Genomic DNA, 24,008 nt, shown 5'->3' with positions numbered 1-24,008 from the left:
CGCATTTCGTGCCGTCGATGCTGACGGTGTTCGTGGCGGCTTTGCCGGGTGTGTTCGCTGGTTCGGGTGCCGGGCGGTGTGGTTCGTTGCGGTTGGTGTTCTCCTCGGGTGAGGCGTTGGCGCCGAAGCCGGCGCAGCGGTTGCGGGAGTTGACCGGGACGGTTGTGCACAACTTGTACGGTCCGACCGAGGCCGCGGTCGATGTGACGTATCACGAGGTGACCGATGCGGACACGGTGACGGTGCCGATTGGTGCTCCGGTGTTCAACACTCGGGTGTATGTGCTGGATGCTCGGTTGCGGCCGGTTCCGGTGGGTGTTGCGGGTGAGTTGTATCTGGCGGGTGCGCAGTTGGCGCGTGGGTATGTGTCTCGTCCGGATTTGTCGGCGGATCGGTTCGTGGCCGATCCGTTCGAGATCGCCGAGCGTATGTATCGCACGGGTGACTTGGTGCGGTGGACCGCGGCTGGTGAGCTGGAGTATTTGGGTCGTACCGATTTCCAGGTGAAGTTGCGTGGTCTGCGTATCGAACTCGGCGAAATCGAATCCGCCCTGCTGGCACAGCCGCAGGTGGGTCAGGCCGTGGTGACCGTCGCGGCGTCGCCGCTGGGCGAGCAACTGGTCGCCTATGTGGTGCCCGCCGCGGACACGTGGATCGATTCCGCGGAACTGCTCGATGCGGTACGCGCGGTGCTGCCGGCTTACATGGTCCCGGCGACCGTGCTGACGTTGGACGAGTTCCCGTTGAACCCGTCTGGCAAGCTGGATCGCCGGGCATTGCCGCAGCCGCAGTTCGAGGCGCGGGAGTTCCGGGCGCCGTCGACCCCGATCGAGGAGATCGTGGCCGGTGTCTACGCCGATGTGCTCGGTGCCGACCGTATCGGTGCCGATGACGACTTCTTCGCCCTCGGCGGCAACTCGCTGATCGCGACCCAGGTCGCGGCCCGCCTCGGCCGCGCACTGGATGTCGACGTCCCGGTACGCGCCCTGTTCGAGGCGCCCACCGTGGCCGCCCTGGCCGCCCGTGCGGAACTGCGGTCCGAGGCCGGCGGGCGGGCGGCGCTGGTGCCGCAGCCGCGCCCGACCCAGGTCCTGGAGACCGGCGAGACCGTGGAACGGGTGCCGCTGTCGCTGGCACAGCAGCGGATGTGGTTCCTGAACCGGTTCGACCCGGAATCGTTCGTGGACAATATCCCGGTCGCGGTCCGGCTCTCCGGTGCTCTCGATACCGCCGCCCTGGCGGCCGCCGTCGGCGATGTGCTGGCGCGGCACGAATCGCTGCGAACCTTCTACCCGGAGGTCGACGGAACGCCGTTCCAGCAGGTGGTGCCGGCGGCCGAGGTGGTGCCGGAACTGGCACCGGTCGACGTCACGGCGGCCGATCTGCCCGCACGTCTCGCGGAGCTGGTGACGGCGGGCTTCGATGTGACCGCGCGCGTACCGTTCCGGGCCCGGCTCTTCCGGCTCGAGGCCGCCGAACATGTGCTCGGCTTCGTCGTCCATCACATCTCCGGTGACGGTTTCTCGATGGCGCCGCTGCTGCGCGATGTGGTGACCGCGTACATCGCACGGACCGCCGGTGACGCGCCCGGCTGGGCGCCGCTCGAGGTGCAGTACGCCGACTTCGCTCTGTGGCAGCGGCAGGTGCTGGGTGCGGAGGACGATCCGGAATCGGTGATCGCCCAGCAGGTCTCGTACTGGTCGCGGGAGCTGGCCGGGCTGCCGGATCAGCTGGACCTCCCGACGGACCGGGTGCGGCCCGCGATCTCCTCGGGCCGGGGCGCGATCCTCGGTTTCGAGATCGACGCCGAAACCCATACCGGACTGACCGAACTGGCGCGGACCGAAGGCGCGACCCTGTTCATGGCCGTGCACGCCGCCTTCGCGGTGCTGCTGTCACGGTTGTCCGGGGAGGCCGATATCGCCATCGGCACGCCGATCGCGGGTCGCGGTGAACGAGCCCTCGACGATCTGATCGGCATGTTCGTCAACACCCTGGTGCTACGGACGCCGGTCGATACCGGGGCCGGGTTCACCGAGCTGCTGAGTTCGGTGCGCGGTACCGATATCGCCGCGTTCGGGCACGCCGATCTGCCGTTCGAGCGTCTGGTGGAGATCCTCAACCCGGTGCGGTCGCAGGCCCGCCATCCCCTGTTCCAGGTGATGCTGGCGTTGCAGAACACCCCGCAGGTGCACACGGAGCTGCCCGGGCTGGCCATCGGCGCGGTCGAGATGCCACTGGAAACCGCGAAATTCGATCTGCAGCTGGATCTGAGCGAGCGGACCGGGGCGGCGGGGATCGACGCGGTCTTCACCTACGCGACCGACCTGTTCGACCGTGCGACCGTCGAACGGTTCGCTCAGCGTTTCGTGCGGTTGCTCAAGGCCGTGGTGAAGACGCCGGAGCGCCCGCTGGGCGATCTCCCGCTCCTGGACGCGCTGGAGGCCTCGGCGGTACTGCGCGGCGGGTACGGCCCGGAACGCGCCGTCGATCCGGCCGCGACCCTGGCCGGCCTGTTCGCCGACCAGGCGGTCCGGACGCCGGATGCGCCCGCCGTGGCATTCGAGGGGACAGGTCTGTCCTACGCCGAGTTCGCCGGCCGGGTGAACCGCCTGGCGCGGCACCTGATCGCGCTGGGTGTCGGACCGGATGTCCCGGTGGCGCTGGGTATGCGGCGCTCGGTGGATCTGGTCGTGGCGATGTACGCGGTGATCACCGCCGGTGGTGCGTATGTGCCGCTGGATCCCGAGCAGCCGGCCGAACGCACGGAGTACATCCTGGCCACGGCCGACCCGGCCTGCGTTCTGACGAGTTCGGCGGATGAATTCACCACGGCGGGTCGTCCGGTGGTGGTCGTCGACGAGATCGACCTCTCGGGCTACGCCGATACGCCGCTGACCGATGTCGAGCGTCGTGCGCCGTTGCGTCCGTCGAATACGGCGTATGTGATCTTCACGTCGGGTTCGACGGGTCGCCCGAAGGGTGTGGCGGTGTCGCATGCGGCGATCGTGAACCGTTTGGTGTGGATGCAGTCCGAGTATGGTTTGGCCGCGTCGGATGTGGTGTTGCAGAAGACGCCGTCGACTTTCGATGTGTCGGTGTGGGAGTTCTTCTGGCCGTTGCAGGTGGGTGCGCGGTTGGTGGTGGCGAAGCCGGATGGGCATCGTGATCCGGAGTATTTGGCGGAGGTCATCGATGCCGAGGGCGTGTCGGTGGCGCATTTCGTGCCGTCGATGCTGACGGTGTTCGTGGCGGCTTTGCCGGGTGTGTTCGCTGGTTCGGGTGCCGGGCGGTGTGGTTCGTTGCGGTTGGTGTTCTCCTCGGGTGAGGCGTTGGCGCCGAAGCCGGCGCAGCGGTTGCGGGAGTTGACCGGGACGGTTGTGCACAACTTGTACGGTCCGACCGAGGCCGCGGTCGATGTGACGTATCACGAGGTGACCGATGCGGACACGGTGACGGTGCCGATTGGTGCTCCGGTGTTCAACACTCGGGTGTATGTGCTGGATGCTCGGTTGCGGCCGGTTCCGGTGGGTGTTGCGGGTGAGTTGTATCTGGCGGGTGCGCAGTTGGCGCGTGGGTATGTGTCTCGTCCGGATTTGTCGGCGGATCGGTTCGTGGCCGATCCGTTCGAGATCGCCGAGCGTATGTATCGCACGGGTGACTTGGTGCGGTGGACCGCGGCTGGTGAGCTGGAGTATTTGGGTCGTACCGATTTCCAGGTGAAGTTGCGTGGTCTGCGTATCGAACTCGGCGAGATCGAATCGGCGCTGACCGGCGTGGACGAGGTCGCCCAGGCCGTGGTGGTCATGCGTGGTGACGCGCGCACCGGGGATCAGCTGGTGGGCTACGTGGTGCCGGCGGCCGGCGCCCCGGTCGAGAGCGACTCGCTGCGCGCCGCCCTGTCGGGCCGGTTGCCGTCGTATATGGTGCCCGCCGCGTTCGTCGTACTCGACGCCTTCCCGCTGAACGCCAGCGGCAAGCTCGATCGCCGGGCGCTGCCCGAACCGGTCTTCGCGGCCCGGGCATTCCGGGCGCCGGCCACCCCGATCGAGGAGATCGTGGCGGCGACCTTCGCCGATGTGCTGGACGTGGAGCGGGTCGGCGCGGACGACGACTTCTTCGAGCTGGGCGGTAACTCCCTGATCGGTATGCAGGTCGCGGCCCGTATCGGTGCGGCGCTCGGTACCCAGGTGGCAGTGCGCACGCTGTTCGAGGCGCCGACCGTGGCCGCGCTCGCGCTCCGGGTGGAAGAGTCCGGTGCCCGGTCCCGGCCGGAACTCGTGGCCGGGCCGCGACCGGAACAGATACCGCTGTCCTACGCGCAGCAGCGGATGTGGTTCCTGAACCAGTACGACACTTCGTCGGCGGCCTACAACCTGCCGATGGCGATCCGTCTCACCGGTGATCTCGATGTGCCGGCATTGCGCGCGGCGCTGGGCGATGTGGTGGCCAGGCACGAATCGCTGCGGACCCGGTACCCGGAGCAGGGGGGCCGACCGGTGCAGTTGATCCTGCCCGCCGAACGGGCCGTGCCGACCCTGGAGCCGGAGCAGGTGTCCGGGGACGAGGTAGCGGCCGAGATCGTCGAGTTCGCGGCGACCGGTTTCGACGTGGCCGCCGCCGTGCCGGTGCGGATCCGTCTCTTCGCTGTCTCACCCCGGGAATTCGTGCTGGTCGTGGTGCTGCACCACATTGCCGGTGACGGTTTCTCGCTGGCGCCGCTGGCACGGGACGTGATGACCGCGTACGCGGCACGGGTCCAGGGCGAGCTGCCGGGCTGGGCGCCGCTGCAGGTCCAGTACGCCGACTACACGCTGTGGCAGCGGCAGGTGCTGGGTGCCGAGGACGATCCGGACACCGCCATGGCCCGCCAGATCGCTTTCTGGCAGGAGACTCTCGCGGACCTGCCCGACGAGCTGGTGCTGCCCACCGACCGCCCCCGTCCCCCGGTGGCGTCGCTGCGCGGCGCCAGGGTGCACGGCGAGCTGGACACCGAGCTGGTGCGGAGCCTGAACGCTCTGGCGCGTGCTCGTGGTGCGTCGATGTTCATGGTGCTGCACGCCGCGTTGGCGGCATTGCTGGCGCGCCTGTCGGGTTCGGACGATATCGCGGTGGGTACGCCGATCGCGGGTCGTGGTGAGCGTGCCCTGGACGATCTGGTCGGCATGTTCGTGAACACGCTGGTGTTGCGCACGAGTGTCGGTTCCGGTGAAACATTCGCGGAGCTGGTGGATCGGGCTCGGCAGGTCGACCTGGATGCCTTCGGTAATGCCGATGTGCCGTTCGAGCGGCTGGTGGACCTGCTGGCGCCGGAGCGTTCGCAGGCCCGCAACCCACTGTTCCAGGTGGCGCTGTCGTTCCAGAACCAGGAGGCGCCGGCCCTGGACTTGGCCGGCCTGACCGTCGCCGGGGTGGAGATCGCCGACGATGTGGCGCGCTTCGACCTCCAGTTCTCGCTGGCCGAAAACGGTTCGGGCGGTATGGAACTGGTGTTGAACTACGCCACCGAACTGTTCGACGAAACCACCGCGACCATGATGGTCACCCGGTTCCGGCGGTTGCTGGCGGCGGTCGCCGCCGACCCCGGCGCGGTGCTGGGTGATCTCGAACTGCTCGATCCGAGCGAACGTCACGAGGTCCTGTCCCGTACGGGTGGTCCGGCGGTGTCGGCTTCGACGTTGCCGGAGTTGCTGGCGGCGGCGGTGGCGGTGGATCCGTCGGCGCCGGCGGTGGTGTTCGAGGGCGTCCGGTACTCCTATGGTGAGTTCGACGTGCGGTCGAATCAGCTGGCGCAGGTGCTGATCGAGCGTTGCCTGGGTGCCGAGGATTTGGTGGCGGTGGCGGTGCCGCGGTCGGCGGATTCGGTGCTGGCCGAGTGGGCGGTGACCAAATCGGGTGCGGCGTTCCTGCCGATCGATCCGACGTATCCGGCCGATCGGATCGCGCATATGCTCACCGATTCCGGTGCGCCCGTGGGTATCACGGTGTCGAGTGTGCGGGCGGATCTCCCCGACTCGGTGGACTGGCTGGTCCTCGACGAGCTCGCGCTGGACACCTATCCGGCCGGTCCGATCACCGATGCGGATCGGGTGTGGCCGTTGGCCCCGGCGAATACCGCCTATGTCATCTACACCTCGGGTTCGACGGGTCTGCCCAAGGGTGTTGTGGTCAGCCACGCGGGTCTGGCGAACTTCAGTGCCGAACAGGTCGAGCGCTATCGCCTCGATGCGTCCGCGCGGGCGCTGGCCTTCGCCTCCCCGTCGTTCGACGCCTCGATCCTGGAGTTGCTGCTCGCGGTCGGTTCGGCCGGTGCGCTGGTGGTGGTGCCGACCGGCACCTACGGCGGTGCCGAGCTGGGCGAACTGATCTCCCGCGAAGGTGTGACGGTCGGTTTGATCACGCCGTCGGTACTCGGATCGCTGGATCCGGCGGATCTCGCCGGAATGGAAGTGATCATCGCTGGTGGTGAAGCCATTTCGGCGGATCTGATGGCGAAGTGGTCGACCACGCACGAAGGCGGGGTCGAGCGTCGCTTCCACAACGCCTACGGTCCGACCGAGGCGACGGTCGCCACGAATATCAGTGGTGTCCTGCACGCCGGTGATCGGGTCACCATCGGTGGTCCGGTGCGGGGTATGCGCACCCTGGTGCTCGACGACCGGCTCAATCCGGTGCCCGAGGGTGTGGCCGGTGAGCTGTATGTCGGTGGTATCCAGCTGGCACGCGGCTACCACGCCCGTCCCGGTTTGACCGCTGAACGGTTCGTCGCCGATCCGTTCGGGGAGCCGGGTTCACGGTTGTATCGCACGGGTGATGTGGTGCGCTGGCGTCGTGACGCCGCGGGCGACCCGGCCGTGGAGTATGTGGGCCGTAATGATTTCCAGGTCAAGGTTCGTGGTTTCCGTATCGAGCTGGGTGAGATCGACGCGGCGTTGACCGCGCACGAAACTGTCGATTTCGCCGTCACCACGGGTTACAAGAATGCCGCGGGCGCGGTATCGCTCGTCTCCTACGTGGTGGCGGCCTCCGGCGCCACCGTGGATGTCACGGCGCTGACCGGGTACGTCGCCGAGCGGCTGCCCGATTACATGGTGCCGGCGGCCGTCATGGTCATCGACCGGATCCCGCTGACTCCCGCCGGGAAACTGGACCGCAAAGCGCTGCCCGAACCGGTGTTCCAGGCGCGTACCGCCTTCCGCGGGCCGCGCACACCGGTCGAGCAGACCATCGCCGAGGTCTTCGCCGAGGTCCTGGGCGTGGACCAGGTCGGTGTGGACGATTCGTTCTTCGCCCTCGGCGGCGACAGCATCGTGTCCATTCAGCTGGTGTCCCGCGCCAAGGCCCGCGGTGTGGTCTTCAGCCCGCGGCACGTCTTCGAACAGCGGACGGTGGCCGGGCTGGCCGCCGTCGCCGAATCCGCCGATGCCGACAGTGTGACGAGCACGCTCGTCGAACTGCCGGGCGGCGGCGTCGGCACCATGCCGCTGACGCCGATCGTGCGGTTCATGGCCGAACGGCCCGGTTCGTTCGGGCGTTTCCACCAGCTCATCACCCTGGACCTCCCGATCGGCATCGACCGGGAGACCATTGCCGCCGTGGTCGGCCCGGTGGTCGACCGGCACGATATGTTGCGGTCGCGGCTGTACTCCACCGATGGCGACTGGGTCGTGGAAACCGGCGAGCCGGGCAGTGTCGATGTGGACGCGCTGATCGACCACACCGTGTTCGACGGTGCCGTCACCGGTACCGAACTGTCCGAGATCGCCACGGCCGCGGTCGATACCGCGCTGGACCGGCTCGATCCCGAGCGCGGTGTGGTGGTCCGGTTCGTCTGGCTGGAACCCGATACCGCCGAGCGCAACGGGCATCTGGTGGTCATCGTGCACCACCTCGCCGTCGACGGCGTGTCGTGGCGCGTGCTGGTACCCGATCTCGTGTTGTCCGCCGTCGCGCGCAGCGCCGGCCAGATCCCCCAACTGCCCGCACCGGTCACCTCCATGCGGACGTGGGCGCATGCGCTCGAGCGCGATGCCCACAGCGCGGAACGGCTCGCGGAACTGGCGTACTGGCGCACCGTGGCCGGTACCGCCGATCCGCTGCTCACCGAGCGCCGGATGGATCCCGCGGTGGATACCGCCGGGGCCGTCGCGGTCCACGCCGTGCGGGTATCGCCGGAGGTCACCCAGACCCTGCTCACCACCGTGCCGGCGCTGTTCCACGGCGGGGTGAACGACGGTCTGCTCACCGCGCTCGTCCTGGCGACCGCCGCCTGGCGGACGCGGCGTGTGCCCGGCGTCGCGCCGGACGACCCGCTGCTGATCCGGCTCGAGGGTCACGGTCGTGAGGAACAGGTCGCGCCCGGCGCCGACCTGTCCCGTACGGTCGGCTGGTTCACCGCGCTCTTCCCGGTCCGGTTCGAGCCGGCCGGTATCGATATCGAGGCCGCCCTCGCCGGCGAGCCGGAACTGGGCGCCGCGCTCAAGCTCGTCAAGGAGCAATTGCTCGCGGTCCCGGACAAGGGCGTCGGTTACGGCCTGCTGCGGTACATGAACTCCGAGACCGCCGCCGAGTTCCCGCAGGAGATGCCGGGCCAGGTGAACTTCAACTACCTGGGTCGTGTCGGCGCCGGTGAGATTCCGGAGGAGATGCACGGATTCGGCTGGCTCCCGGCGGCCGATCTGGCCGTGGATGTCGGCTACGACGCGGATATGCCGGCCATGGCGCTGCTGGACATCAACGCCATCGTGGTCGGCGATACGCTGACCGCGCGTATCGGCTACCCGTCCACGCTGCTGTCGGCGGACGAGGCCCGCGAATTCGGAGACCTGTGGGTACGGGCACTGGAAGCGGTGGCCCGCCATGCCGGTTCCGCGGACGCGGGCGGCCATACGCCGTCGGACTTCCCGCTGGTCGAGGTATCGCAGCCGGCCATCGAGCGGATCGAGCGGCGGTTCCCGATGCGGGTCGCCGATCTGTGGCCACTGTCCTCGCTACAGGCCGGCATGCTGTTCCACGCGCAGCTCGCCGCCACCTCGGTGGATGTGTACACCGCGCAGGCGGTGCTCACCCTGACCGGCCGGGTGGACGCCGAACGGCTCCGGGCGGCAGCGCAGGCCCTGGTGGACCGCTACGAGAATCTGCGCACGGTGTTCGTCACCGACCGTGCGGGTGACTCGGTGCAGGTCGTCCTCGATGAGGTGCCGGTCGACTGGACCGAGCACGACCGCAGCGCCACCGGCACGGCCGACGACCTCGTCGACGCCGACCGGCTGCGGCGTTTCGATCTCACCGAACCGAAGCTGATCAGGTTCACCCTGATCAAGACCGGAGCCGACACCTGGCAGTTCGTGGTGTCCAACCACCACATCCTGCTGGACGGCTGGTCCATGCCGCTGCTCATGCAGGATCTGCTGACGCTGTACGCCGTCCGCGCCGACGGCACCGCGCTGCCCGCGGCCCGCTCCTACCGGCACTTCCTGGACTGGGTCGGCAGGCAGGATCACCCGGCGTCGCTGGCGATGTGGTCCGAGGCACTGGCCGGGGTGAGCGAGCCGACCCTGCTCAGCCGCCCGGAAACCGGGGGCGGCGATTCCACGCACGAGATCGAGGCCCTGTCCGGCGAATACACCTTCGAGCTGGATACCGCGGCCACGGCACGGATCACCGCGCTGGCCGCCGAACTCGGTATCACCGCCAACACGGTGCTGCAGGTGGCGTGGGCGATACTGCTCGGCCGGATCACCGGCCGCGACGATGTGCTGTTCGGCGCCACCGTGTCCGGTCGCCCACCGCAGCTGGCCGGGGTGGAGACCATGGTCGGGTTGTTCATCAACACCGTCCCGGTCCGGGTGCGGTTCGATCAGGACGAACCCCCGCGCGCACTGCTCACCCGGACCCAGGGCGAACAGGCGGATCTGCTGGACCACCACTATGTGGGTCTGGCCGATATCCAGGGCGCGGCCGGACTGGCGACCCTGTTCGACACCCTGCTGGTGTTCGAGTCGTATCCGGTGGACGCCGAGGGTATCCAGGCGCAGGCCACCGATATCGACGGGATGGCGGTGACCGGTTTGAGCGCGGTCGACGCCACCCACTATCCGCTGAGCCTGATCGCCGCGCTGGGCAGCACGCTGCGGATCCGCGCCGGCTATCAGCGGGACATGTTCGACGAAGCCGATGTGCGCCGGATCGCCGACCGGCTGGTGCGGGTGCTCGCCGCCGTCACCGAGACCCCCGACCGGCCGATCGGTGAAATCGAACTGCTGGACGGCGGGGAACGCGACCGGGTGCTGCGCGCGTGGAACGACACCGCGCATACCGTCGATGCCGCCGCGACGCTGGCCTCGATGTTCTACGCGCAGAGCGTCCGCACCCCGGAGGCGCCCGCTCTGACCTTCGGGACGGAGACCCTCTTCTACGCCGATTTCGCGGCCCGGGTGAATCTGCTCGCGCGGTGGCTGGTCGACCGCGGGGTGGGGCCGGAGTCGTATGTGGCCCTGGGTATGCGGCGTTCGATCGATCTGGTGGTCGGTATGTACGCGGTCATCGTCGCCGGTGGCGCCTATGTGCCGCTGGATCCGGATCATCCGGCCGAGCGCACCGAGTACATCCTGGCCACCGCCGACCCGATCTGTGTGCTCACCTCCGGCGACGATCTGCCGATCGATACCGCTCAGGTGCGGATCGACCGGCTGGATCTGAGCGCGTACACGGATACGCCGCTGACCGATGTCGAGCGTCGTGCGCCGTTGCGTCCGTCGAATACGGCGTATGTGATCTTCACGTCGGGTTCGACGGGTCGCCCGAAGGGTGTGGCGGTGTCGCATGCGGCGATCGTGAACCGTTTGGTGTGGATGCAGTCCGAGTATGGTTTGGCCGCGTCGGATGTGGTGTTGCAGAAGACGCCGTCGACTTTCGATGTGTCGGTGTGGGAGTTCTTCTGGCCGTTGCAGGTGGGTGCGCGGTTGGTGGTGGCGAAGCCGGATGGGCATCGTGATCCGGAGTATTTGGCGGAGGTCATCGATGCCGAGGGCGTGTCGGTGGCGCATTTCGTGCCGTCGATGCTGACGGTGTTCGTGGCGGCTTTGCCGGGTGTGTTCGCTGGTTCGGGTGCCGGGCGGTGTGGTTCGTTGCGGTTGGTGTTCTCCTCGGGTGAGGCGTTGGCGCCGAAGCCGGCGCAGCGGTTGCGGGAGTTGACCGGGACGGTTGTGCACAACTTGTACGGTCCGACCGAGGCCGCGGTCGATGTGACGTATCACGAGGTGACCGATGCGGACACGGTGACGGTGCCGATTGGTGCTCCGGTGTTCAACACTCGGGTGTATGTGCTGGATGCTCGGTTGCGGCCGGTTCCGGTGGGTGTTGCGGGTGAGTTGTATCTGGCGGGTGCGCAGTTGGCGCGTGGGTATGTGTCTCGTCCGGATTTGTCGGCGGATCGGTTCGTGGCCGATCCGTTCGAGATCGCCGAGCGTATGTATCGCACGGGTGACTTGGTGCGGTGGACCGCGGCTGGTGAGCTGGAGTATTTGGGTCGTACCGATTTCCAGGTGAAGTTGCGTGGTCTGCGTATCGAACTCGGCGAGATCGAATCGGCGCTGACCGGCGTGGACGAGGTCGCCCAGGCCGTGGTGGTCATGCGTGGTGACGCGCGCACCGGCGACCAGCTCGTTGCCTACCTGGTACCCGCCCCGGGCGCGCTGCTGGATATCGAGGTGCTGCGCGAGGACCTGACGGAACTGCTGCCGTCGTACATGGTGCCCGCCGCGTTCGTGGTACTCGACGAGTTCCCGCTGAACGCGTCCGGGAAGCTGGATCGCAAGGCCTTGCCGGCGCCGGTGTTCAAGGCGCGGGTGTTCCGGGCGCCCTCGACCCCGGTCGAGGAGATCGTGGCCGCGACCTTCGCCGAAGTACTGGGTGCCGAGCGGGTCGGTGCGGACGACGACTTCTTCGAGCTGGGCGGTAACTCGCTCAGCGCCACCCGGGTGGCGGCGCGGTTGTCGGCGGCACTGGACACCGAACTCCCGGTCCGGGAACTGTTCGCGGCCTCCACCGTGACGGCGCTGGCCGCCCGCGCGGAGACACATGCCGGTGCGGGTGGCCGGGTGGCCCTGGTGCCGCAGCCGCGGCCGACCCAGGTCCTGGAGACCGGCGAGGTCGTGGAGCGGGTGCCGCTGTCGCTGGCACAGCAGCGGATGTGGTTCCTGAACCGGTTCGATCCGGCCTCGGCCGCGAACAATCTGCCGATCGCGGTGCGGTTGTCGGGTCTGCTGGACCGCCAGGCCATGCAGATCGCGATCGCCGATGTGCTGGCGCGGCACGAATCGCTGCGCACCTACTACCCGGAGGTGGACGGGACACCGTTCCAGCAGGTCGTGCCGACCTCGACGGTGATCCCCGATCTGACCCCGGTGGAGGTGACCGAGGCGGAGCTGCCCGCGCGGGTGGCGGAGTTCGTCGGTACCGGGTTCGATGTGACCGCCGGTGTGCCCTTCCGGGTCCGGCTGTACGAGGCGAATCCGACCGAGCATGTGCTGGTCCTGGTTGTCCACCATATTTCGTCGGACGGTTTCTCCATGGGACCGCTGGCCCGCGATGTGATCACGGCCTACAGTGCCCGGATCGACGGCGGCGAGCCGGGCTGGCAGCCGCTCGAGGTGCAGTACGCCGACTACACGCTGTGGCAGCGGCAGGTGCTGGGTGCCGAGGACGATCCGGAATCAGTGATCGCCTCCCAGCTCACCTACTGGTCGGAGGCGCTGGCCGGTATCCCGGAACAGCTGGATCTTCCGGCCGACCGGCCGCGGCCGGCGGTGGCCACCGGGCAGGGTGCCGCCTACAGCTTCGAGATCGATGCTGCCGCGCACGCCGAACTGGTGGAACTGGCCCGCGCCCACGGCGTGACCTTCTTCATGGTCATGCACGCGGCCTTCGCGGTGATGCTGTCCCGGCTGTCGGGTGAGACCGATATTGTCGTTGGCACCCCGGTGGCCGGGCGTGGTGATCGGGCGCTCGACGATCTGATCGGCATGTTCGTCAATACGCTCGCGCTGCGGACGCCGATCGACTCCGGCGCCGGTTTCGCCGAACTGCTGGAGACGGTGCGCGCCGGCGATGTGGCAGCCTTCGGGCACGCGGACCTGCCGTTCGAGCGGCTGGTCGAGGTCCTGAACCCGGTCCGGTCGCAGGCCAGGCACCCGGTGTTCCAGGTGATGCTGTCGTTGCAGAACAACGATCCGCAGGTCCGCGGCGAGCTGCCCGGTCTGACCATAAGTGGCCTCGAATCACCTATCGAGACTTCGAAGTTCGACCTGCAACTGGAGCTCGGTGAACTGACCGGTCCGGCCAACCCGGACGGCTCTGCGGCGCACGGTGTCTCGGCCAAGCTCATCTACGCGACAGATCTGTTCGACCGCGCCACAGTAGTGGGCTTCGCCGACCGGTTCTTGGGTCTGCTGCGTGAGGTTGTCGAGGCGCCGGAGACCGCGGTCGGTGATCTGGAGATCCTGGCGCCGGTCGAGCGTGCTCGGGTGCTGGCGGAGTGGAATGCCACCGAGCATCGGCTGCCGGCGGGGTTGTTGCTGGATGGGTTCAATGCGGTGGCGGCGGCGTATCCGGATCGGGTGGCGGTTTCGTTCGAGGGGACGAGTCTGTCCTATGGTGAGTTCGCGGGTCGGGTCAACCGGCTCGCGCGGCATTTGATCGCCGAGGGTGTGGGTCCGGAGACCCTTGTCGGGTTGTTGGTGTCGCGGTCGCTGGATCTCGTCGTGGGTATGTATGCCGTCGTTGCCGCGGGTGGTGCGTATGTGCCCCTGGATCCGGCGCATCCGGCGGAGCGGATCGGCTACATTCTCGATACCGCGGCACCGCTGTGTGTGTTGACGACTACCGGTGATTCGGCTGCCGTGCCCGAAGACACCGCTGTCCCGGTGCTGGCGTTGGACAGCCTGGATATCTCCCGGTACGCCGATTCCGTGGTGGCCGATGCGGATCGGCGTGCGCCGGTGCGGCCGTCGAATACGGCGTATGTGATTTTCACGTCCGGGTCTACCGGTCGTCCGAAGGGTGTGGCGGTTTCGCATTCGGCGATCAGTAATCAGGTTGCGTGGATGCTGGCGGAGTACCCGTTGGGTGCCTCGGATGTGTATTTGCAGAAGACCGCGACGACGTTCGATGTGTCGTTGTGGGGTTATTTCCTGCCGTTGGCTGCCGGTGCGCACCTTGTGGTCGCGACCCCCGACGGTCACCGGGATACCGAGTACTTGGCGCGGGTTATTGCCGAGCAGCGGGTGACGGTGACCGATTTCGTGCCGTCGATGTTGGGTGTGTTCGCTGCCCATACTGCGGCGGGTTCTATCCCGAGTCTCGAGCATGTGTTCGTGATCGGTGAGGCGTTGCCGCCGGAGACCGTGTCCGCGGTGCACGCGATTTCTGATGCGGCTGTGCATAACTTGTATGGTCCGACCGAGGCTGCGGTGTCGATCACGTATTGGCAGGCGTCCGGTGATGAGTCGGGCAGTGTGCCGATTGGTGTGCCGCAGTGGAATTCCCGCGTGTACGTGTTGGATTCGCGGTTGCGCCCGGTTCCTGCGGGTGTGGTGGGTGAGTTGTATCTCGCGGGTGATCAGTTGGCTCGTGGTTATGTGACTCGTCCGGATTTGTCGGCGGATCGGTTTGTGGCGAGCCCGTTCGACCTCGCGGAGCGGATGTATCGCACGGGTGATCTGGTGCGGTGGCAGCAGGTGGACGGCTTGCCGGTGTTGGAGTATTTGGGTCGTACCGATTTCCAGGTGAAGTTCCGTGGTCAGCGGATCGAGTTGGGGGAGATCGAGTCGGCGTTGCTGGCGCAGCCGGTGGTGAGCCAGGCGGTGGTGACGGTGGCGGCGTCTGATCTGGGTGAGCAGCTGGCTGCCTATGTCGTTGCGGCGCCCGGTGCGCAGATCGATTCCGGTGCGTTGCTCGAAGCCCTGCGTGATGTGTTGCCGGTGTACATGATCCCGGCCGTGGTCATGCAGTTGGACGCGTTCCCGTTGAACACTTCGGGCAAGCTGGACCGTAAAGCGCTGCCCGCGCCGGTGTTCGAGGCCCGGGAGTTCCGCGCCCCGTCGACTCCGATCGAGGAGATCGTGGCGGGCGTGTTCGCCGAGGTCCTCGGTGTCGAGCGGATCGGCGCCGATGACGACTTCTTCGCTCTCGGTGGTAACTCACTGATCGCGACCCAGGTCGCGGCCCGGTTGGGTGCGGCACTGGACGCGCAGGTGCCGGTGCGGTTGTTGTTCGAGGCTGCGGCGGTGTCGGCGTTGGCTGCTCGGATTCAGGAGCAGGCGGGTTCGGGTGGCCGGGCCGTGTTGGTGCCGCAGGTGCGGCCGACGCGGGTGTCGGCTTCGGGCGAGGTTGTTGATGCGGTGCCGTTGTCGTTGGCGCAGCAGCGGATGTGGTTCCTGAATCGTTTCGATCAGGAGTCGGCGGCTTATAACCTGCCGATGGCGATCCGGTTGTCGGGTGTGCTGGATGTGGCGGCGTTGCGGGCGGCGGTCGCCGATGTGGTGGGCCGGCATGAGGTGTTGCGGACGGTGTATCCGGAGACGGAGTCGGGTCCGGTGCAGGTGGTGTTGCCGGCTGCGGAGGCGTCGCCGCGTCTGGAGGTGCGGTCGGTTGCTGCTGGTGATGTGGTGGCGGCGGTCGCGGGCTTGGGGTCGGCGGGTTTCGATGTGACGGTCGAGGTGCCGTTGCGGGTGGCGCTGTTCCAGGTCGACGACACAGCCGATGAATTCGTGCTGGCGCTGGTGGTCCACCACATCGCCGGTGATGGTTCGTCGGTGGGGCCGTTGACCCGGGATCTGATGACCGCCTACGCCGCTCGGGTCGTCGGCGAGGTGCCCCGGTGGGCGCCGTTGCCGGTGCAGTACGCGGATTACAGTATCTGGCAGCGTGAGCTGCTTGGTGATGAATCCGATCCGGAGTCGTTGGCGGCGCGGCAGGTCGGTTATTGGCGGTCGGCGCTGGCGGGTGTGCCGGATCAGTTGGATTTGCCGGCGGATCGGCCGCGTCCGGCGGTGCAGTCGTTTGCGGGTGGTCGGGTTCGGGTCGTTGTCGATGCCGAGGTTCATGCCGGTTTGCTGCGGGTGGCCCGGGAGCAGAACGCGACTCTGTTCATGGTCGTTCATTCGGCGTTGGCGGTGTTGTTGTCGCGGTTGTCGGGTAGTGATGACATCACTGTGGGTACGCCGGTGGCGGGTCGTGGTGAGGCCGCACTGGATGATTTGATCGGTATGTTTGTGAATACGTTGGTGTTCCGGACCGAGTTGGATCGTGGTGAGTCGTTCACCGATCTGCTTCGTCGGCAGCGTGAGGTCGATATCGCGGCGTTCGCGCATGCGGATGTGCCGTTCGAGCGTTTGGTGGAGGTGTTGAATCCGGCGCGTTCGCAGTCGCGTCATCCGTTGTTCCAGGTGGGGTTGTCGTTCCAGAATTTGGCGCAGTCGAGTCTGGAGTTGCCGGGTCTGACGGTGTCGGGTGTGGAGGTCGATACCGAGGTTTCGCAGTTCGACCTGCATTTGATCGTCGCGGACGCTTATGACAGTGAGGGTGCGCCGCAGGGTGTGGGTGGCCATCTGACCTATGCCACCGATCTGTTCGACCATGCCACTGCGCAGGAATTCGTTGGTCGGTTCATCCGGTTGCTGAGTGAGATCGTCGCGGCACCGGATACTGCGGTCGGGCAGCTGGAGATTCTGGCTCCGGCCGAGCGTGCGGTGTTGGCGGCTCGTAATGACACTGTTCGGGAGCTGGATTCGGCGGCGACTTTGGTGTCGCTGTTGGATGCGTCGGTCGCGGCCACGCCGGATGCGGTCGCGTTGGTTGCCGCCGACGGTTCCGCGGTCACCTATGCGGAGTTGGGTGCTCGGGTCAATCGGTTGGCGCGGTATCTGATTTCGGTGGGTGTGGGTCCGCAGGATCGGGTCGTGCTGGGGTTGCGGCGGTCGGTGGATTTGGTGGTCGCGATGTACGCGGTCGCCACTGCCGGTGGTGTGTATGTTCCGGTGGATCCGGATCAGCCTGCGGAGCGAACCGGTTACATCCTCGATACCGCGGCACCGGTATGTGTGCTTACCAGTGGTGATGTCGTATCGGATTTTGCTACGGCGATGGCCGGTGAGGCAGCGGTGATTGCGCTGGACGGCTTGGACGTCAGTGGTTTCGACGCGGTGCCGGTGTCTGATGTCGAGCGTGTGGCGCCGTTGCGGCCGTCGAATACCGCTTATGTGATTTTCACGTCGGGTTCGACGGGTCGTCCGAAGGGTGTGGCGGTTCCGCATGCGGCGGTTGTGAACCAGTTGCGTTATCTCGTCGCCGAGTTCGGTTTGGTCGCGACGGATGCGGTGTTGTTGAAGACCGCGGCGACGTTCGATTTGTCGGTGTGGGAGTTCTGGTCGGCGGCCGTGTCCGGTGGTCGGTTGGTGATCGCGGAGGCCGATGGGCATCGGGATCCGTTGTATCTGAATGAGCTGATGGCTCGGGAACGGGTGACTACATTGGCGGTTGTTCCGTCGATGTTGGATGCGTTGTTGAGCACGGGTGAAGGCTTGCCGGGCTCGCTGCGGCGGGTGTTGGCTATCGGTGAGGCGCTGCCGGCGGCGACGGCGCGCAAGGTGCTTGCCGAGTTCGCGGGTGTCCGGTTGTTCAACTTGTATGGTCCGACCGAGGCGGCGGTGTCGATCACCACGCATGAGGTGACCGAGGCCGATCAGGGTTCGGTGCCGATCGGTGTGCCGCAGTGGAATTCGCGTGTGTATGTGTTGGATTCGCGGTTGCGGCCGGTGCCCGATGGTGTCGCGGGTGAGTTGTATCTGGCGGGTGTGCAGTTGGCGGATGGGTATTTCGGGCGGCCGGATTTGAGTGCGGATCGGTTCGTGGCGGATCCGTTCACGGTGGGGCAGCGGATGTATCGCACCGGTGACGTGGCTCGCTGGACTGCGGCGGGTGAGCTGGATTATGTGGGTCGGTCCGATTTCCAGGTGAAGGTTCGTGGTTTCCGGATCGAGCTGGGGGAGATCGAGGCGGCGTTGTTGGCGTTGCCCGAGGTCGCGCAGGCCGCGGTGCTGGTCGCCACGGATCCGCGGACCGGGGATCGGTTGGTCGGGTATGTGGTGTCCGGCGGTGGAGCGGGTCTGGATGCTGGGCGTATGCAGTCCGAACTCGGGCAGCGGTTGCCGTCGTACATGGTGCCGTCGGTGTTCGTGGAGTTGGATGCGTTGCCGTTGAATGTCAACGGGAAGCTGGATCGTAAGGCGTTGCCCGAGCCGGTGTTCGAGGCGCGGGAGTTCCGGGCGCCGTCGACTCCGATCGAGGAGATCGTTGCCGGTGTGTTCGCCGAGGTTCTCGGTGTGGATCGGGTGGGTGCGGAGGATGATTTCTTCGCTCTCGGTGGTAATTCGTTGGTTGCGACGCAGGTCGCGGCGCGGTTGGGTAAGGCGTTGAACACGACGGTGCCGGTGCGGGCTCTGTTCGAGGCGTCTACGGTGGCCGGGCTGGCGGTCCGGGTGGAGCGGCACGCGGGTTCGGGTGGGCGTAGTGCCTTGGTGCCGCAGTCGCGTCCGGAGTTCGTGCCGTTGTCGTTGGCGCAGCAGCGGATGTGGTTCCTGAACCGTTTCGATCAGGAATCGGCGGCTTACAACATCCCGATGGCGATCCGGCTGTCGGGCGATCTCGATGTAGCGGCGTTGCGGGCGGCGGTCGCCGATGTGGTGGGCCGGCATGAGGTGTTGCGGACGGTGTATCCGGAGACGGAGTCGGGTCCGGTGCAGGTGGTGTTGCCGGCTGCGGAGGCGACGCCGCGTCTGGAGGTGCGGTCGGTTGCTGCTGGTGATGTGGTGGCGGCGGTGGCCGGGTTGGGGTCGGCGGGTTTCGATGTGACGGTCGAGGTGCCGTTGCGGGTGGCGCTGTTCCAGGTCGACGGCACAGCCGATGAGTTCGTGCTGGCGCTGGTGGTTCATCACATTGCTGGTGATGGTTCGTCGGTGGGGCCGTTGACTCGGGATTTGATGACCGCGTATGCGGCGCGTAGGGCGGGGGATGGTCCGGGGTGGGCGCCGTTGCCGGTGCAGTACGCGGATTACAGTATCTGGCAGCGTGAGCTGCTTGGTGATGAATCCGATCCGGAGTCGTTGGCGGCGCGGCAGGTCGGTTATTGGCGGTCGGCGCTGGCGGGTGTGCCGGATCAGTTGGATTTGCCGGCGGATCGGCCGCGTCCGGCGGTGCAGTCGTTTGCGGGTGGTCGGGTTCGGGTCGTTGTCGATGCCGAGGTTCATGCCGGTTTGCTGCGGGTGGCCCGGGAGCAGAACGCGACTCTGTTCATGGTCGTTCATTCGGCGTTGGCGGTGTTGTTGTCGCGGTTGTCGGGTAGTGATGACATCACTGTGGGTACGCCGGTGGCGGGTCGTGGTGAGGCCGCACTGGATGATTTGATCGGTATGTTTGTGAATACGTTGGTGTTCCGGACCGAGTTGGATCGTGGTGAGTCGTTCACCGATCTGCTTCGTCGGCAGCGTGAGGTCGATATCGCGGCGTTCGCGCATGCGGATGTGCCGTTCGAGCGTTTGGTGGAGGTGTTGAATCCGGCGCGTTCGCAGTCGCGTCATCCGTTGTTCCAGGTGGGGTTGTCGTTCCAGAATTTGGCGCAGTCGAGTCTGGAGTTGCCGGGTCTGACGGTGTCGGGTGTGGAGGTCGATACCGAGGTTTCGCAGTTCGACCTGCATTTGATCGTCGCGGACGCTTATGACAGTGAGGGTGCGCCGCAGGGTGTGGGTGGCCATCTGACCTATGCCACCGATCTGTTCGACCATGCCACTGCGCAGGAATTCGTTGGTCGGTTCATCCGGTTGCTGAGTGAGATCGTCGCGGCACCGGATACTGCGGTCGGGCAGCTGGAGATTCTGGCTCCGGCCGAGCGTGCGGTGTTGGCGGCTCGTAATGACACTGTTCGGGAGCTGGATTCGGCGGCGACTTTGGTGTCGCTGTTGGATGCGTCGGTCGCGGCCACGCCGGATGCGGTCGCGTTGGTTGCCGCCGACGGTTCCGCGGTCACCTATGCGGAGTTGGGTGCTCGGGTCAATCGGTTGGCGCGGTATCTGATTTCGGTGGGTGTGGGTCCGCAGGATCGGGTCGTGCTGGGGTTGCGGCGGTCGGTGGATTTGGTGGTCGCGATGTACGCGGTCGCCACTGCCGGTGGTGTGTATGTTCCGGTGGATCCGGATCAGCCTGCGGAGCGAACCGGTTACATCCTCGATACCGCGGCACCGGTATGTGTGCTTACCAGTGGTGATGTCGTATCGGATTTTGCTACGGCGATGGCCGGTGAGGCAGCGGTGATTGCGCTGGACGGCTTGGACGTCAGTGGTTTCGACGCGGTGCCGGTGTCTGATGTCGAGCGTGTGGCGCCGTTGCGGCCGTCGAATACCGCTTATGTGATTTTCACGTCGGGTTCGACGGGTCGTCCGAAGGGTGTGGCGGTTCCGCATGCGGCGGTTGTGAACCAGTTGCGTTATCTCGTCGCCGAGTTCGGTTTGGTCGCGACGGATGCGGTGTTGTTGAAGACCGCGGCGACGTTCGATTTGTCGGTGTGGGAGTTCTGGTCGGCGGCCGTGTCCGGTGGTCGGTTGGTGATCGCGGAGGCCGATGGGCATCGGGATCCGTTGTATCTGAATGAGCTGATGGCTCGGGAACGGGTGACTACATTGGCGGTTGTTCCGTCGATGTTGGATGCGTTGTTGAGCACGGGTGAAGGCTTGCCGGGCTCGCTGCGGCGGGTGTTGGCTATCGGTGAGGCGCTGCCGGCGGCGACGGCGCGCAAGGTGCTTGCCGAGTTCGCGGGTGTCCGGTTGTTCAACTTGTATGGTCCGACCGAGGCGGCGGTGTCGATCACCACGCATGAGGTGACCGAGGCCGATCAGGGTTCGGTGCCGATCGGTGTGCCGCAGTGGAATTCGCGTGTGTATGTGTTGGATTCGCGGTTGCGGCCGGTGCCCGATGGTGTCGCGGGTGAGTTGTATCTGGCGGGTGTGCAGTTGGCGGATGGGTATTTCGGGCGGCCGGATTTGAGTGCGGATCGGTTCGTGGCGGATCCGTTCACGGTGGGGCAGCGGATGTATCGCACCGGTGACGTGGCTCGCTGGACTGCGGCGGGTGAGCTGGATTATGTGGGTCGGTCCGATTTCCAGGTGAAGGTTCGTGGTTTCCGGATCGAGCTGGGGGAGATCGAGGCGGCGTTGTTGGCGTTGCCCGAGGTCGCGCAGGCCGCGGTGCTGGTCGCCACGGATCCGCGGACCGGGGATCGGTTGGTCGGGTATGTGGTGTCCGGCGGTGGAGCGGGTCTGGATGCTGGGCGTATGCAGTCCGAACTCGGGCAGCGGTTGCCGTCGTACATGGTGCCGTCGGTGTTCGTGGAGTTGGATGCGTTGCCGTTGAATGTCAACGGGAAGCTGGATCGTAAGGCGTTGCCCGAGCCGGTGTTCGAGGCGCGGGAGTTCCGGGCGCCGTCGACTCCGATCGAGGAGATCGTTGCCGGTGTGTTCGCCGAGGTTCTCGGTGTGGATCGGGTGGGTGCGGAGGATGATTTCTTCGCTCTCGGTGGTAATTCGTTGGTTGCGACGCAGGTCGCGGCGCGGTTGGGTAAGGCGTTGAACACGACGGTGCCGGTGCGGGCTCTGTTCGAGGCGTCTACGGTGGCCGGGCTGGCGGTCCGGGTGGAGCGGCACGCGGGTTCGGGTGGGCGTAGTGCCTTGGTGCCGCAGTCGCGTCCGGAGTTCGTGCCGTTGTCGTTGGCACAGCAGCGGATGTGGCTTATCAACCGGTTCGATCCCGGTTCGCCGGCTTACAACATCCCGCTGGCGATCCGGCTGTCCGGGGAGCTGGATGTCACGGCTATGTGCGCGGCGGTCGCCGATGTGCTGGAACGGCACGAGACGCTGCGTACTCGCTACCCGGTCGGCCCGGGCGACACGCCGTACCAGGAGGTCCTCCCGTCCGCGCAGGCGCTCGGCGGTGCGCTCGAGGTGGCACCCGCCGCTGATCCGGTGACTCGGATCGGCGAGCTGATGTCGACCGGGTTCGATGTCACCCAGCAGGTCCCCGTGCGGGCATTGCTGCTCGAAACCGCACCAGGCGAGCACGTGCTCGCGGTTGTCGCGCACCACATCGCGGCCGACGGTGCCTCGCTGGCGCCGCTGGCCCGAGACCTGATGACGGCCTATCTGGCTCGAGTCGGCGGCGACTCGCCGGGCTGGTCGCCGCTGCCGGTGCAGTACGCGGACTTCGCGTTGTGGCAGCGCGCAGTGGTCGGTGACGAGACCGATCCGACTTCGGCGGCTGCCGGCCAGTTGGCCTACTGGCAGAAACAGCTCGACGGGGTCGCCGTGGATGTCGAACTGCCGCTGGACCGGCCGCGTCCGCCGGTACCGTCCATGCGTGGTGGACTGACGAGTTTCGCCATCGATGCCGGGGTGCATCGGGCGCTGGACGAGTCGGCGCGAGCGCACGGTGTGACGCTGTTCATGGTGATGCACGCGGCGGTGGCGGTGCTGTTGTCCCGGCTGACCAACGCCGACGATATCGTTGTCGGTACTCCGATCGCTGGACGCGGGGAACAGGAGCTCGACGATCTCGTCGGTATGTTCGTCAACACCCTGGCACTGCGTACCAAGGTGGAACCCGATATGACCTTCGCCGAATTGCTCGAGCATGTCCGCGAGACGGACCTGTCGGCCTTCTCGAATGCTGATATCCCGTTCGAACAGGTGGTGAGCGCGGTACTGCCCGGTCGAGCCACCGCGCACAACCCGCTCCTGAGCGTGGTGCTGTCCTTCCAGAACACCGAACAGCCCATCCTGGAGCTGCCCGGTCTGAGTGTGCAGGCACTGGGCGAGCAGGCACTGGCTGCGAAGTTCGATCTCCAGATCGGTATCGACCCACAGCGGGATGTGGACGGCGGCTTCGGGGAACTGTGGTCGGTGTTCGGTTACGCCACCGATCTGTTCGACGACGCGACCGTGCAATCCTTCGGTCGCCGATTCGAGCGGATCCTCGCCGCGGTAGCTGCTGACCCACAGGTCCGGGTGGGCGGTATCGACATCCTCGATACCGCCGAACGTGACCGGATGGCGGCCCCCGCGCAGCCGGTGGCCCCTGCTGCAACCACTGGTACCGCGTTGCCGCAGACGCTGCGCGCGTCGGTGGAGGACGATCCGGAAGCCCCCGCGGTGGTGTGGGGCGAGGAAGAGGTCACCTATCAGGAGCTGGACGCGCGTTCCTCGCGGCTGGCCCGGGTCCTGATCGGGCGGGGTTACGGGCCGGGTACCGGTGTGGTGCTGCGCCTCGGACGCGGAGTCGACGCGGCCGTGGCGACCTGGGCGGTGCTCAAGACAGGTGCGGCGCTGGTACCCGCTGAGGCGGTGGATGCCGCCATGGCCGCCGGTCTGTCGGTCGAGGCCGGCATTGTGGTGGACGCGCCACCGGCCGTGCCCGATGTCGACTGGTTGGCCCTGGACAATCCCGAACGTAGTGGGGAGATAGCGGCGGAGTCGTCCCGGCCGGTGACCTACGCAGACCGGGTCCGGCCGCTGCAGGGCGGCGACCCGGTATGCGTCACCACCGGCGGCCGTGTCCTCTCATACGACGAACTGGCCGCCGTGGTGGCCGAGGTGCACACCGTGACTGACCTGACCTACGAATCCCGTACCTTCCGGTACGGCCGTACCGACGGCCCGGCCGCGGTGGTGGAGATCGTGGCGGCCGGCGCGGTAGGCGCGGCGGTGGTACTGGTACCCGAGGTGACCGGCGAGACGCTCGGCGACGAATGGGTCACCCACCTGTGGATCGATCAGGCCGGGCTCGACCAGTTGGAGCCGGACGCCATGGAGGATCTCTCCGCGTTGATCCTGGAGGAAAAGGGACGTCCGGACGGGTCGTGGGCCGAGGTAGAGCAGGTGCTCGATCTGGGCGCCCTGCTGGACTGA

At 66.8% G+C, this 24,008-nt stretch carries 1 protein-coding gene (cut by a window edge); it reads left to right on the top strand.

The window, feature by feature from the left end; translation table 11 throughout:
* Window positions 1-24,008: the 3' portion of a non-ribosomal peptide synthase/polyketide synthase gene (locus ACQPYS_RS26030; RefSeq protein ID WP_433491084.1), read on the top strand. Its footprint begins 39,025 nt before the window's first position; only the last 24,008 of its 63,033 coding nucleotides appear in the window; the start codon falls outside the window, past its left edge; its stop codon occupies window positions 24,006-24,008.

It is taken from the genome of Nocardia grenadensis (assembly GCF_050942415.1).
GTDB lineage: Bacteria > Actinomycetota > Actinomycetes > Mycobacteriales > Mycobacteriaceae > Nocardia > Nocardia grenadensis.
The sequence above is the reverse complement of the archived record's forward strand: the minus strand, read 5'-3'. Positions and strand labels throughout refer to the sequence as shown.